This window comes from Streptomyces coffeae, assembly GCF_016741875.1.
In the GTDB taxonomy this organism is placed as follows: Bacteria; Actinomycetota; Actinomycetes; order Streptomycetales; family Streptomycetaceae; genus Streptomyces; species Streptomyces coffeae.
In genome coordinates, this window is record NZ_JAERRF010000007.1 from 25,886 (window position 1) to 42,946 (window position 17,061).

Annotated in this window: 16 protein-coding genes and 2 pseudogenes; 17 read left to right on the forward strand and 1 reads right to left on the reverse strand. The window is 65.3% G+C overall.

Annotated features, from left to right (window positions below; translation table 11 throughout):
* Positions 1-55 precede the first annotated feature (55 nt).
* From JK363_RS13295 to JK363_RS13325, 8 genes are all read left to right on the forward strand, one after another.
* Positions 56-1,306: a cytochrome P450 family protein gene (locus JK363_RS13295; protein WP_201875077.1), complete on the forward strand. Its 1,251-nt coding sequence runs from the start codon at positions 56-58 to the stop codon at positions 1,304-1,306.
* 38 nt (positions 1,307-1,344) lie between these two features.
* Positions 1,345-1,704 carry a nuclear transport factor 2 family protein gene (locus tag JK363_RS13300; protein ID WP_236075754.1) on the forward strand — a complete coding sequence of 120 codons (360 nt, stop codon included), beginning with the start codon at positions 1,345-1,347 and terminating at the stop codon, positions 1,702-1,704.
* 28 nt (positions 1,705-1,732) lie between these two features.
* On the forward strand, positions 1,733-2,155 hold the full coding sequence (locus JK363_RS13305) for an allene oxide cyclase barrel-like domain-containing protein (protein WP_201875079.1): 423 nt from the start codon (positions 1,733-1,735) through the stop codon (positions 2,153-2,155).
* A 108-nt stretch (positions 2,156-2,263) separates the two neighbouring features.
* The gene (locus JK363_RS13310; RefSeq protein ID WP_201875080.1) at positions 2,264-3,106 is read left to right on the forward strand and encodes a mycofactocin-coupled SDR family oxidoreductase; all 843 of its coding nucleotides are present in this window, start codon (positions 2,264-2,266) and stop codon (positions 3,104-3,106) included.
* 96 nt (positions 3,107-3,202) lie between these two features.
* Entirely contained in the window at positions 3,203-3,679 is a 477-nt protein-coding gene (locus JK363_RS13315; RefSeq protein ID WP_201875081.1) for a nuclear transport factor 2 family protein, read from the forward strand.
* A 154-nt stretch (positions 3,680-3,833) separates the two neighbouring features.
* Positions 3,834-4,655 carry a thioesterase II family protein gene (locus JK363_RS13320; RefSeq protein WP_307821712.1) on the forward strand — a complete coding sequence of 274 codons (822 nt, stop codon included), beginning with the start codon at positions 3,834-3,836 and terminating at the stop codon, positions 4,653-4,655.
* Positions 4,656-4,712: 57 nt separating this feature from the next.
* Positions 4,713-4,904, forward strand: coding sequence for a hypothetical protein (locus JK363_RS42310; RefSeq protein WP_236075755.1), 192 nt, complete (start codon positions 4,713-4,715; stop codon positions 4,902-4,904).
* Positions 4,901-6,127: a cytochrome P450 gene (locus tag JK363_RS13325; protein ID WP_201875082.1), complete on the forward strand. Its 1,227-nt coding sequence runs from the start codon at positions 4,901-4,903 to the stop codon at positions 6,125-6,127. The genes JK363_RS42310 and JK363_RS13325 overlap by 4 nt, the downstream gene beginning before the upstream one ends.
* Before the next feature lie 285 nt (positions 6,128-6,412).
* Here JK363_RS13325 and JK363_RS13330 read toward each other — a convergent pair.
* Positions 6,413-7,678 (reverse strand): annotated as a pseudogene (locus JK363_RS13330) (IS1380 family transposase); the annotation flags it as partial.
* Between the two features lie 287 nt (positions 7,679-7,965).
* On the opposite strand from JK363_RS13330, the gene JK363_RS13335 reads away from it, so the two are divergent.
* From JK363_RS13335 to JK363_RS13370, 9 genes and pseudogenes are all read left to right on the forward strand, one after another.
* Entirely contained in the window at positions 7,966-8,265 is a 300-nt protein-coding gene (locus JK363_RS13335) for a cytochrome P450 family protein (protein ID WP_201875083.1), read from the forward strand.
* The gene (locus JK363_RS13340) at positions 8,262-9,443 is read left to right on the forward strand and encodes an LLM class flavin-dependent oxidoreductase (protein WP_201875084.1); all 1,182 of its coding nucleotides are present in this window, start codon (positions 8,262-8,264) and stop codon (positions 9,441-9,443) included. The genes JK363_RS13335 and JK363_RS13340 overlap by 4 nt, the downstream gene beginning before the upstream one ends.
* Before the next feature lie 355 nt (positions 9,444-9,798).
* Positions 9,799-10,632, forward strand: a complete 834-nt coding sequence (locus JK363_RS13345) for an SDR family NAD(P)-dependent oxidoreductase (protein ID WP_201875085.1) — start codon at positions 9,799-9,801, stop codon at positions 10,630-10,632.
* 247 nt (positions 10,633-10,879) lie between these two features.
* Positions 10,880-11,431 (forward strand): hypothetical protein, encoded by a 552-nt coding sequence (locus tag JK363_RS13350; protein WP_236075756.1) that lies wholly within the window; start codon positions 10,880-10,882, stop codon positions 11,429-11,431.
* 50 nt (positions 11,432-11,481) lie between these two features.
* Positions 11,482-12,822, forward strand: coding sequence for a crotonyl-CoA carboxylase/reductase (ccrA, locus tag JK363_RS13355; protein WP_372444764.1), 1,341 nt, complete (start codon positions 11,482-11,484; stop codon positions 12,820-12,822).
* Positions 12,819-13,364: a transposase gene (locus JK363_RS13360; protein ID WP_201875087.1), complete on the forward strand. Its 546-nt coding sequence runs from the start codon at positions 12,819-12,821 to the stop codon at positions 13,362-13,364. Before ccrA ends, JK363_RS13360 begins: the two co-directional genes overlap by 4 nt.
* 39 nt (positions 13,365-13,403) lie before the next feature.
* Entirely contained in the window at positions 13,404-13,553 is a 150-nt protein-coding gene (locus JK363_RS13365) for a hypothetical protein (protein ID WP_201875088.1), read from the forward strand.
* Between the two features lie 209 nt (positions 13,554-13,762).
* Positions 13,763-13,902 (forward strand): annotated as a pseudogene (locus JK363_RS45015) (IS3 family transposase); the annotation flags it as partial.
* A 225-nt stretch (positions 13,903-14,127) separates the two neighbouring features.
* Positions 14,128-16,911, forward strand: coding sequence for an AAA family ATPase (locus JK363_RS13370; RefSeq protein ID WP_201875089.1), 2,784 nt, complete (start codon positions 14,128-14,130; stop codon positions 16,909-16,911).
* Positions 16,912-17,061: the final 150 nt, after the last annotated feature.

A 17,061-nucleotide genomic window follows, 5' to 3' on the forward strand; every position in this document is an offset into this window, starting at 1 on the left:
GTCCAGACCAGTTGATTCCCTCGTTTCGCCACTTGAGCACAAGGGACGCCCCCTCATGACTGACTCCACGAAGCCCTACACCTCCGGCACCGAGACAGCCGAGGCCGACCTGTTGAACTGGGACTTCATCCAGGACCCGTACCTGACCTACCAGGAGATGCGCGCCGGGACGGGTCCTCGGCGGCTCGTCATCAAGACATTGAGCACAGGTCTGCGTTCGTGGCTGGTCACCGAATACAGCGATGTGCGTCGGCTGCTGGCCGATCCCAGACTCTCGAAGGCGGCCGGGGGTGCCGCACCGATCATCGCCAAGCACAGCACGGAGGAGGTCTCGGGCGCGTCGATCACGTCGGACAGCATGCTATTCAGCGATCCGCCGCAACACTCGCGGTTGCGGCGGATGTTCAGTAGGGTTTTCACGATGCGCCGGACACTGAATCTGCGGCCGCGCATCGAGGAACTCACCGACGAGCTACTTGATTCGATCCCGGCGGGAACCGAGATCGACCTGGTGGAGTCGGTGGCGATGGCCATCCCCATTGCGGTGATCGGCGAGTTGCTCGGCGTACCTCGCGCCGCCCACCACGATCTTCGTCGGTGGAACCGCGCGCTGACCAGCGTCGACTCGGAGCCGTCGGAGAAGTATCAGGCCTACATGGCGTCGCTCGACCACTTCCGGACCCTGGTTGCCCAGAAAGCGAGCAGTCATGACGGCGCAGACGACCTGATCAACGCGATGATCGATCCCGACAACGAGGAGCGGTTCGAAGAGTCCGAGCTGCTTTCCACCATCTTCCTGATGATGAACGCGGGGTACGAGACCACCGCGAACTTGATCAGCAGCTCGGTCTACGCTCTGCTGAAGCATCCCGAACAGTTGGAGCTATTGCGCGGGGATGCCACCCTCATACCCAACGCAGTGGAGGAATTCCTGCGCTATGAAAGCCCGTTGAACCTTTCTACACTGCGCTACACCACCGAACCGGTGGAGGTCGGCGATACTGTTATCCCCGCCGGCGAAGTGGTGTTTCTGGCGCTGTCCTCGGCGAATCGAGACCCGGATCGGTTCGCGGAGCCGGACCGGCTGGACATTCGCCGTAATGCTGCTACGCACCTGGCCTTCGGTCACGGTATCCATCATTGTGTCGGCGCGCCGCTGGCACGACTGGAGGGCGAAATCGTGCTGGCCCGGCTGTTGGACAGGTTCCCGCAGTGGGAGGCGGCCGAGCCACTGGAACGACTCACCTGGCGTTACACCTTGCAGTTCCGTGGTTTGGAGCGGCTACCGGTCAGGCTGCACGCATGATTCATGAACACCGTCAACGACGAGAACGGAGCGGACCCATGTCAGCAGAAGTGATCGACCGATTCTTCAAGAGCTCGGGTGCCGGCGACATCGAGACCGCCGTCGAATGTTTTGCCGATGACGGGCAGTGGATCACGCCCGACGGAGACGGACTCGGGACGGTCCACACCAAGGATCAGATCGGCGATCTGATCACCAGTATGAACGCGATGCGCGAAAAGATGGTCGCCTCTGGGGTCGACGGGAAGTTCGAATCGCCGATCATGTTCGGCGAGAACATGGGGCTGGTTCGGTGGACCGTGGAGACCGATGACGGAAAGGTGGTCAATCGTGGTGTTGACCTCTTCATCCTGAGCGACGGGAAGATCGTGCTCAAAGACGTCTACCGCAAGGCCTGAAAAACTCAATCAAGAAGGGGTCGAAGCCATGATCAACAGCTACGAGGAACTGGTCGAGACAACGATCAGTGCCACCACTGACATCGAGGACTTTCAGAACATCCAGGTTGGCCAGGGTGGTAGCTACGAGCACGCCCTGTTCACCAAGTCCGGTGAAAAAGTGGCCACCACCTCAGGTGGCTACAAGATTCTCTATCAGCGAGAATCCGACAAGCAGTTCATGGCCTATCTGACCAACGAAGTCGTCTTCGAGGACGGGTCCGGAACGATCCGGGTTGCCGGTTGGATCGATCTCGGCTCACTCCTGTCAGGGGACTGGGCCTACTACCCGAGTGTGGGTACCAGTGGCCGGTACCTCGGCCAAACAGGTTTCATGGCTTGGCGCCCTTACGATCTGGGCAAGGTGGAAGGAGCCGACGTGAAACTGATTATGTTTGCCTCTGCTGAGTGAACGATCCCGCGGTGCCGCGATGAGGCGAGGGTACTCAAGGTTCAATATTCAGGGTATTTCTTTCGCCGCGAATTTGACACCCCTGTTTTCTGACGTGGAGGTTGAGAAATGAGCCGGGTCGCCGGGAAAGTCGCATTGGTTACTGGCGCTGCGCGTGGAATGGGACGTTCGCATGCGGTGCGACTTGCCCAAGAAGGGGCAGACATCGTAGCTGTTGACCTGTGCACAGACCTCGAAACCGCGCCGTATCCAGGAGCGAACGGTCAAGATCTTGCCTCGACGACGCAACTCGTCGAACAGCTGGGCCGACGGATCCTTGCACGCCGGGCGGATACGCGCAACTTCAACGAATTGCAGGGTGTCGTCGATGAGGCGATAGCTGAGTTCGGTCATATCGACGTCGTGTGCGCAAATGCTGGAATGTCCAGCTTCGGGTTCTCGTGGGAACTTACCGATGAAGCCTGGCAAGAAATTATCGACGTCAATCTGACAGGATCGTGGAAAACCGTAAAAGCGGTGATTCCCCACATGATCGAACGGAATGAAGGCGGATCACTGGTCTTCATCAGCTCGACAGCGGGGTTGATCGGCGTGCCGACCATGGCGCACTACACCGCATCCAAGCACGGCGTGGTCGGGTTGATGCGTGCCTTGGCAGCAGAGCTGGCACCACACAACATACGCGTGAATTCGGTCAATCCCGGAAATGTCGACACGCCGATGGTCAACAATGCTCCGATGCGAAAAATCTACCTGCCCGAAGTCTCCGATCCGACACCGGAGGACGCAAACGAAGTGATGAAAGACATGAGCGCGTTGCCCACCGGCTGGCTGGACTCGCAAGGGGTCAGCGACGCCGTGGTCTATCTGGCGTCGGAAGAGGCACGTCACATTACTGGAATCACTCTTCCCGTGGACGCTGGAATGATGCTTCCCAATAAAATGCGATAGGAGCTGGTGCCGATCCACGAATAAGACGTCGCTCATTGGTCAACCGAAATCCTGTCAGCGTCTCAGGCGCGCGAACAAGTTACCGGAGGCTTTCTCATGATGACGGAGAACGCATTCTCTCTCATGGTCGATCGACTCGATATCATTGAGTTGACGGCCAAATATGCTTATCGACTCGATACTCGCCAGTTCGATTCTTTGATGGAGCTGTGGAGCGACGACAGCCCGGTTTTCGACGAAGAAGGCTTCGGGCTGGGAAAGTTCACGGGGAAGGACGAGATCCGGCATCACTTCGAAGTCGATATCTACGGACAGATGGAGAATCTTTGCCACATGACGGTCAACCATGTCATCAACGAGATTCTCGAATCCCGAGCGTCTGGTAACTGCCATGTCTTCGCCCAGGGTGATGTGCGGGCCGGCGGGACTTCTCGGGCTACCGCGTACTACAAGGATGAATACGTTCGCGAGGATGGGGTCTGGAAGTTCTCCAGTCGCAAAGTGATCCCGTTGACCAGACCGGAAGTCGGCACCTTCGAATTTCCGGCAGGGCAGAACCCATTCGATCAGTAGACTGGACAGCCACGGTCTGAGGCTGCCGTCGCGTGTCGGATCGCAGGACTCCCCGCGGCCGGTGCTGACCACGTGGTCGTGCATCGATTGCTCTAGATTCCAATTCTCGGCGATCAGAAGTATTGCCGGTCGCGTGGCCTGAGAAAGAAGGAACGTGCACGCATCAACCACGAGTGGCGGATCATGGATCAGGCCGCTGCGAAGCTCACCTCAGCGCGGTCAAGTACACCTCATTTGCTTTCCGTTCGCGGGCGGTTCCGCCGGGTATTTCCGCTCGCTGGCAAACTCGCTCGAACCGGACATATCGGTGCTCGGAGTCCAGTATCCAGGGCGACAGGACCGGCGTCACGAGCCTTTGATCGAGGACATTGGTCGGCTCGCCGATGAGATTTGTGAGGCGTTGATCCCGTGGGAAACGCAGCCACTCGCATTCTTCGGTCACAGCATGGGTTCGGTGGTGGCGTTCGAGGTAGCGCGTCGCTTCCAGCGAGATCATCGACGCGCGCCGCTCGCATTGTTCGCGTCTGGGCGCCGCGCCCCGTCGTGTCATCGTGATGAGGATTTTCATGCGGCCGATGATGACAGTATCATTGCCGATCTTCGATCGCTGGGTGGAACCGACCCGGCTCTTCTCGACGATGACGAGATGAGACGCGTGATCCTTCCCGTTATCCGTGGCGATTATCGGGCCGTCGAGGCTTATCGTGCGCCAACAACAGAGACGATGTTGAACGTGCCGATCACGGCAATAACCGGCGATCGCGATCCGAGCGTGTCGCTCGAGGAAGCGAGTGCTTGGCGAGGACATGCAGCGGGATCATTCGAGATAGAGGTCCTGACCGGAGGTCACTTCTTCATACACGAGCACGTCGCCGAGATAGCCGACTGTGTGAGGCGTGTGCTCTTCGGCTTCCGTTCCGAACGCACTCGACCGCTGCGCGTCGATGTGGCATCCCAGAGTCGAGGTCATTCATGAGGCGTCACGGCGGAACGCCAGGGTCTGTTCAGCGACGAACCGGAAGAGGGTGCGGCCATGGACGTCGGACTTGAAGTGAGCTGCCCGATGTGCGGAGGTCTCATCGAGGCGACTGACAAAGATGAGCTCATCCGCTTGTCCCAGCTACACACGATTGATGCCCACCGCTATAACGTTCCCGATGAACACGTGTTGGCCGCAATGACGCCCGGTGGTATCGATCCCCATCAGGGAGAGGACGCGCAATGAACTCTGCAGCGGCGGAATGTCCCACCGTGGACTTGAACATGCTTGATCCTGACTTCGTGCAGGACCCCTATGAGACCATGGCTGCATGGCGAGCCTTGGGGCCGGTTGTCTATAACTCTCATCACGATCAGTACATGATCACGTCGCATCACAACTGCGCGCGAGTGCTTGGTGACATCCGCCATTTCAACTCTGCAAACGTGCTCCCGGAGATGGAGAAAGCGTTCGGCGGACCGACTTTTCTCGGCACTGATGGTGCACGGCATCAGACGGTCCGCAGAATTTGGGAGCCAGGATTCGAGCGCAGGGCTGTCGAAGCCGACTGGGCGGCGCGGATAGAGCGCGTTGTGGACGTATACGTGGATAAATTCGTTGAACGCCTTCGCTCCGGCGAATCTCTCGACGCTCTCGCGGAGATGACGCGAATTATCCCCACTGTTGTCACTGCCCAATTGATGGGCGCCGAAGAGGATGTGTACGAAGACTTCATCAAATGGAGTGACGCAACGGCGGCGGTTCTCGGCGCACGGCTGGACCCGACTCCGAGGGGTCAAGAGATTATGGCCGACGGCGCTGCGGCAGCAGTTGCTCTGAACTCGTACATCGCCGGCCTCATCGAAAAGCACCGTGCGCTGGGGGTGAGTGATGGATCGCTGATGGCCCAGATGGTGTTCGACGATTTCGCGCCGTCCATGCCTGATCGGGAAATATTGGCAAACGGGACGATGCTGACGGTTGCGGCGAATGAGAGTACGGCGCAGGTGATGGCGATGATGCTGTATGCGCTGGGACGCCATCCTGACCAACGTCGCGCGCTGGTCGCCGACAGGTCGCTTGTTCCGGCCGCGCTCGAGGAGGTCCACCGCTGGTCGACTCTCACGCAGTCGGTTTTGCGCTTTGCCTGTAGCGACGAGTCGCAGGTCGAGGGTTTTACGATCCCCGAGGGTTCCGCAGTCGTGGCTCTTCTGGGTTGCGCGAATCGCGATCCCGCTCGCTGGGACAACCCACACTCCTTCGACATCTTCCGTCTCCGTAAAGCACATATTGGCTTTGGTTTCGGGCCTCACATCTGCCTTGGAATTCATATGGCTCGGATGGAGATGCGCATCTGGTTGAATCGGCTGCTGGACAAGTTGCCGGATTACGAGATCGCGGGCGAAATAGAATTCGGCCCTGACTTCACGCTGCGGGGCCTTCGGGGGATCCCGATCAAAGCGGCATGATTGATCTTCAGAGAGCGGCAATCTGTCTCATTGGTTGGCGAGGTGCACCTCCTTCCAGTACTCCAGCCGCAAGTTTCCGCTTCACTTGCCCGCTGACCAGCTTTCCAGACGCCCTCTAGCCTCGAGCTTGCATGGGGGTCTGTCAGCTTGCTGACGGACACTCACCGCTTGTCCAGAGCGGAGAATCCGCTTGCGGGCAGGTTGATGGCCCGGCTGTCGCGTCGGGTGGGCGTCGGGTTCCACGGCTCCGAGGTGGTGCTGCTCGTAGGGGCGGGACACTGCTGGTCAGCCAGGGTTTGGGAGGGCATCGAGCCGGGCGAGGGCGTTGGTGATGACGTCGGTCCAGGGCCGGTGCTGTGCCAGGCGGAGGATGCGGCGGCGGCCGGTGGTGACGAGCTGAGCGGCGGCGGAGAACAGCCGCAGGCGCAGTCGGCGGGGCTCCCACCGGCGGGCGGTGCCGGTGAGGGCAAGCATCGGCATCCAGGCCAGCAGGTCCAGAGCGATCTGGACGATCTCCAGCCAGAGCTGGTTCTGCGCGGCGTCGTGCAGGGGAAAGTTGCGCGGGCCGGTGGCCCGTGCGGCGCGTATGCAACCCTCGGCTCTGGCCCGCTGGCGGTGCCGCAGCTCCAGAGCCGCGGTCGTAACGTTGTTGGTGTTGGTGGCAGAGCAGGTCAGCCGCATGCCGTCGGCATCGGTGAAGCGGAGTTGGGCGCCGGGGTGCGGCCGTTCCTTGCGCACGATCAGCCGCAGCCCTTTCGGCCAGCCCGTCAAGCAGTCGCCGGCGAGTTCGGCGACCCAGGCGCCGTCGTGGATGTCGCCGTCGGGTTCCACGGCCGGTGTCCACGCCGAGGCCGGGACCTTCAGGACGGTCTGGTGGATGGCGTCGGTGATGGTCATGCCGACCGAGTACGACAGCCACCTTCCGCGCTGGGCGAGCCAGGCGACGAACTCGTGGGTGCCGCCGCCGGAGTCGGTGCGGATGAGTGTCTGCCGGCCGCGCCGCAACCGCTTCGGCAGCTGGGCCAGGGCCGGCTTGGTGGCCTCGATGTGGTCCGCGGCGGTGTTGGATCCCGCGTTGCCGGGTCGCAGCATGCCCACGACCGGTTCGCCGGACCCGCCGCGGCCGTGGTCGACGAACCCCATCAGTGGGTGGTGCCCGAACGTCTTCTTCCAGGTCGCGGCGGCGTCCTGCTTCTCGGAGTGCGCCAGGACGAGGACGCCGTCGATGTCCACGATCACCTGCCCGCCCGCGTCCGGTGCCGCTTCACCGGCCAACCGCCATACGTGTTCGCGTACTTCAGCACGGGCGGTGCGCAGCGCGGCCAGGACCCGCTGTCCGCCCGACGCCAGCTTGCTGATCAGCCGGGAGACCGTGGGGTCGGAGGCCACCGGCCCGAACACGGCCGGCTCGGCCCGCAACATGCCCACATCGGCCAGGCAGTCCCCACCCAGCGCCACCGCCAGGGCGACATCCAGCAGGATCTTGCCCGGATCGTGTACTGCACGCGGCTTGCGCCACGGCGCCAACGCCGCCGATATCGCCACGTCCAGGAGCCCGCGGACCTGGCCGCGACGATGCTCGGGCTGTTGGGCGGCTTCACGATCTCCCAAGGGCTCTGTGTGGTCGCCACGACGCTGCAGACCAGCTCCGTCCACGTCGGGCCTGCCGGCCCCTGCATGTCGAGTCCCGCCGCCAGGTCGGGCATGGGGAGGGTGACCCAGAGACCCCAGAGATGCCTTGTGACAACTAGGGGATGGTTCACCGGGAAAACTAGGGGATGGCTCGCCGAGTCGCAGAGCCTACCGTGGGGCGCACGCAGCTTTCCGGAGGCTAATTCATGGTTCACGCCGACCAAGCGCCAGTCTTGACCCCTTTTCCGCCCGCGCCGTCACTCTTCCATCCCCCGCCGGAGCTGAACGAGCTGCAACGAGACCGTCCGGTCACCCGGTTCCGGCTCGCTGACGGCAAGACCGGTTGGCTGGTCACGCGCTACGAGGACGTGCGCCAGGTGCCGACCGACTCGCCCGAGCACACCCGTCCGCGCTGGCTCATCGCCGGCGCATTCACCGCCCGTCGTGTGGAAGCGCTGCGGCCGCGAGTGACTGATGTGGACGCCGACCTTGTGGAGAACTTGTGACTAGTCTGCGCTTCGGTGCGTTCCTGCCCCCGATCCACCCGCTGGGGGAGAGCCCGACATGGTGGCTGCGCCACGACCTGGACTTCATGGCGCACCTCGACCGGCTGGGCTTCGACGAGGCGTGGATCGGGGAGCACCACTCGACCGGTCGGGACCTCATCGCCTCGCCCGAGATCTTCATCGCGGCGGCAGCGGAGCGCACCACCCGGATCCGCCTCGGGACCGGCATGACCTCGCTTCCGTACCACCATCCGCTGTGGGTGGCCGACCGGATGGTGATGCTCGACCACCTCACGCAGGGCCGGGTGATGCTCGGGGTCGGTCCCGGCTCCCTGCCCTCCGACGTCGCCATGATCGGCATGACCCCCACCGAGAGCCGCGAGCTCCTCGAGACCCATCTCGACGTCATCCAGCGGCTGCTGGCCGGTGAGTCGGTCACCACGACGGTCGGGAGCCACACGCTGGTCGACGCGACGCTGCAGCTGCGCCCGTTCACCGAGCCGTGCTTCGAGATCGCGGTGGCCGCGACGGCGTCGCCGACCGGCGCGCGCCTGGCCGGCAGCCGCGGTGTGAGCCTGATCTCGCTCGGGGCGACCATGAGCCAGGACGGATTCGACGCGCTGGCGTACCACTGGGGGATCGCCACCGAGCGCGCCGCCCACGCGGGACGGCCGGCGCCCGACCGCGCGACCTGGCGGCTGGTCACGAACGTGCACGTCGCCGAGACCCGGGAGCAGGCATACCGCGACGTCGAGTTCGGGCTGCGGGACTGGGTGAGGCACCTGAACGACAACGCGGCCACGCCTGGGCTCGCGCTGCCCGACGGCAGCACGCGGGAGCTGATCGAGTTCGTCAACGAATCGGGCCTGGGCGCGATTGGCACGGCCGACGACGTCCGCCGCCAGATCCAGCGCATGGTCGACCAGTCCGGCGGGTTCGGCACCGTGCTGCTGCTGGCGCACGACTGGGCCGGCCCGACGGCGAAGTGGCGCTCGTGGGAACTCGTCGCCCGTCAGGTCGCCCCGCACTTCCAGGGATCAGGGACGACCCACGCCCAGGCGTCCCACGACGCCCGGGCCCGGATTCTCGCGCGGCGCGAGGAGGCGAGCATCGCAGCCGGCGCGGCGCTCGAGCACATGAACCGCAAGTACGCCGACGAGGTGGCCGGGGGAGCCTGACCGTGCCGTCGTGACACGCCTGTCCGTGGTCGACGAACGCGGCCAGGGGATCTCGTGGTCCGGGGCTGTGGCACCGGCGCATCGCCACACGGTCTTGCGGGCCGCGGCGCTGGCCGGCGCCCCGGAGCGAGGACCCCGCACCGGGTCGCCGGCCAGCGCAGTGAGCAGCCGGGACACCGTCGGATCGGACGCGACCGGGCCGAACACTTTCCGGGTCCCGCGCAGAACGGCGACGTCGGCCGAACAGCCACCGCCCACCGCGAGCGACACCGCCAGATCAAGAAGGAACTTCGCCGGACCGTGGACCGCGGTCCGGCAGCGAGCACCGATGCCTGCAGAAGGAGATGTTTCCGTCATGGCGACATGGTTCATCACCGGAGCCGCCCGAGGGCTGGGCGCTGAGATAGGCCGGCACGCCCTGGAGGCGGGACACGACGTCGCCGTCGGCGTGCGGCGTGTCGACGCGTTGCCCGACGACCTGCGCGGCGCCGAGCGATGCCATCCGGTCACCCTCGATGTCACCGACCAGGCCCAGATCGACCGTGCCGTCGCGCAGGTCGTCGATCGGTTCGCCACGATCGACGTGCTGGTCAACAACGCGGGTCGCGTGCTGGTGGGTGCACTGGAGGAGGTCACCGACGCCGAGGCCAGGTCGCTGTTCGACGTCAACGTCTTCGGTTTGATCAACGTGACGCGAGCGGTCCTGCCGACGATGCGTGCTGCCGGCAAAGGCAAGATCGTGCACATCGGCTCCCGGGCGGGGTTCGAGGGCGAGCCCGGGGTGAGCCTGTACAGCGCCTCGAAGTTCGCGGTCGCCGGCATCAGCGAAGCCCTCGCCGCCGAGCTGGGTCCGTTGGGGATCCAGAGCATGGTCGTCGAGCCCGGGGCGTTCCGCACCGACCTCTTCGACGCCAGCTCCCTGTCGGTCTCCGGAGCGCGGCTGGCGGCCTACGACGGCACCCCCGCCCACCTCGTGCGCGACGGGGTCGACGCGGCCAACCACGCCCAGCCCGGGGACCCGGTCAAGGGCGCGGCGCTGATCGTCGAGGTGACCGACGGCGAGACGCTGCCCTCGCACCTGCTGGTGGGCAGCGACGCTTACGAGCGTCTCGAGGTCAAGAACGCGATGGTTGCGGAGCACATCGCCCCGTGGCGCAGCAAGGCGCTGGCCACCGCGCACCGCGACTGAGCCTGACCGTTTCGCATCGCGCCGCAGGGCCGGGCTCTGCTCGGCCCCACGGCGCGAACGTCCCCCGGCCGTGCCGCCCGGGCCGGCGGGGTGGACGTGGTCGAGTCCGTGATCCGGAAGTCGGGCCTGTGAGCCCGTGAGCAGTGGCAACGGAGGTGTGCACATTTTGGTTCTCAGCGAGCGAGGTGTGGTCTCGGTGGCGGAACGGCTGCTGGTCGGCACGATCCGGACCGGGGACCGGTGAGCCGTGGCCGACGCGCGCGCGGACGCTGAACTCGACGGGCTTCCCGTTGCACTGCATGCGAAAGTCGCCGCCGCGCAGGCAGCGTGGGCGGTTGCTCGCTGCGCGCGGCACACGGTCGTCCCGGAACACTACTGGCCGCACGAAACCGATCTCGCCGCGCTGCGCGCCGGGCGAGCACTGACCGAGCTGGTCTCCCGCTACGTGGAGAGGGCCGTCGTGGCCGCACGGGCCGAGGGGATCGGCTGGCCGGTCATCGGCGAGGCGCTCGGGGTCGCCGACCCGGAGGCCGTTCTCGGACCCGCCGTCGCCGGTTGGACCGAAGAGCTGGCGCGCGTCCGCGCGGGACAGGTGCACCTGGCGGACCAGCCGGCGCTCGAATGGGTCGTCGACACGGCTTGGTGGGCCGAAGCGCTGCGGGAGTGGCTCATCAGGCCCGGTGACAACCTCCTCGACTCCGCGGCCGGACGACCGCCGGCGAACGGGAACGGCTGGTGGCACCCGGGTGAGCGTACCGCCGGCGAGGACGACGAGGCCGAGGCGGGCCTCCTGCCGTGAACCGGACCAGCGAAGGAAGGAAAGCCGTGCCGAACGCAGAGCTCAAGGAGATCCAGCAGGCCGTCGTGGCCGGGGACCCGGGCGCGCTGGCCGGGCTGCGGGTGCCGGAGAGCTACCGCGGCGTGACCGTGCACGCCGAGGAGACCGAGATGTTCAAGGGCATCGCCAGCGCGGACAAGGACCCGCGCAAGTCGCTGCACGTGGAGGAGGTCCCGACACCGGAGCTCGGGCCCGGTGAGGCGCTGATCGCGGTAATGGCGAGCGCGATCAACTACAACACGGTCTGGACCTCGATCTTCGAGCCCTTGCCGACCTTCAAGTTCCTCCGGCGCTACGGGAAGCTGTCCCCGCTGTCGAAGCGGCACGACCTGCCCCACCACGTGGTCGGCTCGGACGCCTCGGGTGTCGTGCTGCGGACCGGGCCCGGGGTGCACCGCTGGAAGCCCGGCGACGAGGTCGTGGCGCACTGCCTCAGCGTCGAGCTGGAAGGCCCCGAGGGCCACGACGACACGATGCTCGATCCCGAGCAGCGGATCTGGGGTTTCGAGACCAACTTCGGTGGCCTCGCCGAGATCTCCCTGGTGAAGGCGAACCAGCTGATGCCCAAACCCGCGCACCTGACGTGGGAGGAGGCGGCAAGCCCCGGGCTGGTCAACTCGACCGCGTACCGGCAGCTGGTGTCGCGCAACGGTGCGAACATGAAGCAGGGCGACGTGGTCCTGATCTGGGGTGCCTCCGGTGGGCTCGGCTCGTACGCCACGCAATACGTGCTCAACGGCGGCGGCATCCCGGTGTGCGTCGTGTCCAGTCCGGAGAAGGCGGAGATCTGCCACCGCCTCGGTGCGGAGCTGGTCATCGACCGCAGCGCCGAGGGGTACCGGTTCTGGCGGGACGAGCACACCCAGGACCCGAAGGAGTGGCAGCGGTTCGGCGCCCGAATCAGGGAGCTGACCGGCGGCGACGACGCGGACATCGTGTTCGAGCACCCGGGCCGGGAGACGTTCGGCGCTTCGGTCTACGCGGCCCGCAAGGGCGGCACGATCGTGACCTGCGCGTCCACCTCGGGGTACACGCACCAGTTCGACAACCGGTACCTGTGGATGAACCTCAAGCGGATCGTCGGATCGCACTTCGCGAACTACCGGGAGTCGTGGGAAGCCAACCGGCTGATCGACAAGGGGCTCATCCACCCGACGCTGTCGAAGTCCTACGCGCTGGAGGACACCGGCCAGGCCGCGCTCGACGTGCACCGCAACGCGCACCACGGCAAGGTCGGCGTGCTGTGCCTCGCGCCGGAAGAGGGCCTCGGCGTGCGGGACAAGGACAAGCGTGCCCGGCACCTCGGCAGCATCAACGCATTCCGCCAGGTGCACCGGGATTCCGGCCGGTGACGCGCGACACTGTGGCGCGTTTCCTGATCGATGTGCTGGCCGAACAGGGTGCCCGGCTCGAGCACATGGATCCCGCCGAGCCGTTGAGCCGGGCGGGTGTGGACTCGCTGGGCATCGCGGAGGCAGGCGTGGCCGTGAGCGACGAGTTCGGGGTCGAGGTCGGTGAACTGCCCCGGGTGAGGTGGGGACTCGATTCCGTGTATGGATTCCGAGGCATGGCACGACCCTCGATGTACCCGCCCGAGCTGCGCAAGCGCGCGGTCCGCATGGTCGCGGAGGTCTGCGACGACTATCCGACTGAGACGGCCGCGCTGAACGCGGTGATGGAGAAGCTCGGCATCGGTTCGCGCGAGACGCTGCGCAAGTGGATCCGCCAGGACCAGATCGACACCGGGCAGCGGCCGGGAACGACGACCGAGGAAGCCGCGCAGGTCAAGGCCCTGAAGAAGGAGATCGCCGAGCTGAAGCGGGCGAACGGGATCCGCAAGGCGGCCTCGGCCTTTTTCGCGGCCGAGCTCGACCGGCCACACACGCGCTCGTAGTGTTCATCGACGAGATTGCGGGACTGCTTCGGCTGCACCGTGCGGGCAGCACACGGCATCAGCATCGCCCCCTCCACCTACTACGCAGCCAGGAAACGCGAGTTGGCGCCCTCGCCAGGAACCGTGCGGGACGAAGAACTCAAGGAACAGATCAAGGAACAGATCAAGGAACAGATCAAGGAGGTCTAGCAGTCCAACTAGAGGCAGAACGTTCGTTATTGACGTTGCGACCCTCCTTGCGCATTCTATTTGAGAATGAATGTTCTACTCTGTCGGCCTCGCGGGCCCGGCCAGAGTCTTGAAAGGTATGACCACATTGCGCAAGAACCTGCTGCGACTCGGAGTGACGGCGACTGCCGCCCTCGGTCTGTCCCTCGATGCCGGCACCGCGTTCGCACGTCGAGCTCACCACCGCCAAGTGGGTCGACTGGTACAACCACCGTCGGCTCCACGGTGAGATAGGGCAATACCGCCTGTGGCATACGAAGCCAACTACTACCGAGCAACCACGAACCCCCACCTCGCAGCCACCAACTGAGATCGAACCAGGGGCGGTTCACCATTCTGCCCACAGGTTCAACGGCGTGATCGACTGGGGTGGACATGGGTGTGGCCAATGTCAGCCCTACGGATGGTCGAATCAGTTTTGTGGCATTGATGTCTAGTCTTAATCGATCGATTTCCGTATTTCCGATCCTTCTTCCGCGCGGTCTGTCGGTGCGTGCGACGTAGGAACCGCTCCATGAGGGACAGGGTATCGTGCATGATCGAGCGAGAGTCTGAGCTCGCTGAGCTGGCTGCAGCTTTTGCCGAGTCCGCGGCTGGGGGTGTGCGGGTTGTCGTGCTTCAGGGGGTTGTCGGGACCGGTAAGACAGCGTTAATCGAGGAGTTCGGCAGCCGGGCTGGTGGGGCGGGGGCGCGACTACTCCGGGCGAGTGGGGCGCCGACCGAGTGCTCGCTTTCCTTGGGCATCGTGCGTCAGTTGCTTGCTGGTGAGGTTTTCGACCGCGACAGGGCGGCGATCGTGCGTGGTTTGCTCGACCACCAGCTGCTCGCCGATGCGGAGTGCGACGGGGTCAGTCGCTCTCGGGTGTTGGACGGGTTGGCGACGGCGGTTCTGGAGTTGGCCGAGCAGAGCTCGGTGGTGATCGCCATTGACGACACACAGTATCTCGACGCGTTTTCCCAGGATTGGCTGATCTATCTGATCCGCCGTGCCGGGCTCGCCCGCATCTTAATCGTCCTTGGCTGGCGCGACGACGACATCGAGATGTCTCCGAGCAACTCCCGGCTACTGTGTGCCGAACTCTACCAGCAGGCCTACTTGCGGCGGCTGCTGCTGGCTCCACTGTCGTCGAGCGGCGTCGCGGAGCTCATGACCGAGCGACTCCTCGAGTCCGTTTCGACGGAACTGGCCGCGGAGGCACACCAGTTCACCGGTGGCAATCTGCTGCTGCTGCATGCGTTGCTGGAGGACAGTCGGGCTGCCACCCGCGGCGATGGCCCGCCGGCCGAGCTGAACACCGGGCCCGAGTTCGAGCGGGCGGTCCAGCTCGTCCTGCGCCGGTGCGATCCGGTGACGTTGCGGGTCGCGGGTGCGATCTCGGTGATCGGTGAGCCGTCGCGGTTCGCGTACCTCGACCGGCTGGTCGGCGTCGCGTCGGACCGGGTCGCTGTCGCGATGCAGGTACTGACCCGGACCGGTTTGGTGGAGGCCGGCCGGATGCGGCACCCGATCATGGCCGGCGCCGTGCTCAACGCCTTCTCGGCCGCGGATCGATCCGAGCTGAGCCGGCGCGCTGTGGATCTGCTCAAGGCGTGCGGTGCGGACTCCTTGACGATCGCGGAGCACTTCGTCGCCTCCGGCCGTCTCGACGACCCCTCGGCCGTGCTGAACCTGGTGGAGGGGGCGCAGCAGGCGCTGGAGGAGGGCCACTCGCGGCGGGCCACAGAGCTGCTGCGGCTGGCGTACCAGGTCGAAACCGACGGCCGGCGTCGGGTGGAGATTCTGGCCTTGCTGCTGCGGGCGGAGTGGCGGGACGATCTGCGAGCCTCGGTCGGGCATCTGCCCGAGTTGACCGAGGCGATGCTGAGCGGTCGACTTCGGGGTCGGCACGCGACGATGCCCATCATCATGCTGCTGCTCCAGGGGCGGGTGGAGGATGCTTGCTCCGTGCTCTCCCGGCTGGCGGCCGACGTGCCGCCGGGCTCCCGGCCCTCATGGGAGTTCGAGATGGTACGGATGTGGCTGGCCGACATGTATCCGGGCATCTTCCGGCGCGTGGCCGGCGAGAGCAGGACGAACGGCACGCCGATCATGCCTCCGGGCGCTATCGGTTATCGATTGCTCGAACACTTCCAGAGCTCCCACCACCAGGGGGCAACCGCGGAACGCTTGGTCCAAGCCGACGAGGCGCTTTGGCAACAGCCGCTGACCGAGATCAATCTGTTGCCGCTCATTCTCGCGTTGCACACGATGGTGTATGCCGAGCGATTGGAGGAAGCCGAGCAGCGGTGCCGGGAACTGATGCAGACCTGTCTCGACCTCCAGGCACCCACCTGGCGTGCGCTGTTTTGCGCGATCGCAGCGGACATCGCCTTGCGCCGGGGCTCGCTCAGCGTCGCGATCTCCCGGGCGACCGCCGCGCTCGAACTCATCCCGGTCGCCGAATGGGGCGTGCTGGCCGCTGAACCGTTGAGTACCCTGCTGACGGCGCAAACGCTGCAGGGCAAACACGACGAAGCGGCACGCACGCTCGCCCTGCGAGTGCCGGACGTGATGTTCGAGACGCCGTTCGGCCTGTCCTACCTGCTGGCGCGCGGCCGTCACTACGTCGAGCGCGGTCTCGCCCAGGTCGCCCTCGACGATTTCCAGGCCGTCGCTGACCTGCTCGACCAGTGGGGGATGGCCCAAACCGAGACACTGCCGTGGCGCACGGAGATGGCCGCCGCTCACCTGCAACTCGGGGACCACGAAATAGCCGCGCGCTACGCTCGCGAGCAGCTGCGCCGGATCGGCACAGACGGCCACATGCGGGTGCGCGGGCGCACCATGCGGCTGCTGGCGGCGACCCGCGAACTGCACCTCCGACCACCTATGCTGTGCGAGGCTGTGGATGTGCTGCACCGAAGCGGGGATAAGTTCGAGTTGGCGAGTGCGCTCGCCGCCCTGCACGATGCATACACCCAACTTGGTGATGCTGGCCGGGCGCGGTCAGTGGCACGCAAGACCAACAGCATCAGGCAGGCGTGCTTCGCAGAACAACCCGCTCGGCGGGTTGGCGCGCCGGACGTGCTGGAGGAGACGGAAGTCGACATGCTTGCCCTCAGCGATGCGGAGCGGAAGGTCGCCAAGGCCGCGGCAAAGGGCCTGACCAACCGGGAGATCGCCGGCAAGCTCTACCTCACGACCAGCACGGTGGAGCAGCACCTGACCCGGACCTACCGCAAACTGGGGGTCAGCTCACGAGTACAGCTGCAGTCCCGCCTAGCTAATCCCGGGGCGATACCCAGCACCCCGGTGAACCGCGCCGGGAGCACCTCGTGACCGAGCGCGTCCAGTGCACCGAGGTCAGCACGATGGGCGACCTACTGGTTCGGGCAGCCGTCCGGCACCCGGCGCAAGACGCGCTGGTCTTCCTCCGCTCACGGCACACCTACGCCGAACTGCACGAGCGCGCCGTGCGGGTGGCGCGCG

Coding starts and splice junctions, on each gene's coding strand:
- JK363_RS13315 (WP_201875081.1), top strand. CDS start 3,203: ATGATGACGGAGAACGCATTCTCTCTCATGGTCGATCGACTCGATATC.
- JK363_RS13295 (WP_201875077.1), top strand. CDS start 56: ATGACTGACTCCACGAAGCCCTACACCTCCGGCACCGAGACAGCCGAG.
- JK363_RS42310 (WP_236075755.1), top strand. CDS start 4,713: ATGGACGTCGGACTTGAAGTGAGCTGCCCGATGTGCGGAGGTCTCATC.
- JK363_RS13305 (WP_201875079.1), top strand. CDS start 1,733: ATGATCAACAGCTACGAGGAACTGGTCGAGACAACGATCAGTGCCACC.
- JK363_RS13325 (WP_201875082.1), top strand. CDS start 4,901: ATGAACTCTGCAGCGGCGGAATGTCCCACCGTGGACTTGAACATGCTT.
- JK363_RS13310 (WP_201875080.1), top strand. CDS start 2,264: ATGAGCCGGGTCGCCGGGAAAGTCGCATTGGTTACTGGCGCTGCGCGT.
- JK363_RS13335 (WP_201875083.1), top strand. CDS start 7,966: ATGGTTCACGCCGACCAAGCGCCAGTCTTGACCCCTTTTCCGCCCGCG.
- JK363_RS13300 (WP_236075754.1), top strand. CDS start 1,345: ATGTCAGCAGAAGTGATCGACCGATTCTTCAAGAGCTCGGGTGCCGGC.
- JK363_RS13345 (WP_201875085.1), top strand. CDS start 9,799: ATGGCGACATGGTTCATCACCGGAGCCGCCCGAGGGCTGGGCGCTGAG.
- JK363_RS13370 (WP_201875089.1), top strand. CDS start 14,128: ATGATCGAGCGAGAGTCTGAGCTCGCTGAGCTGGCTGCAGCTTTTGCC.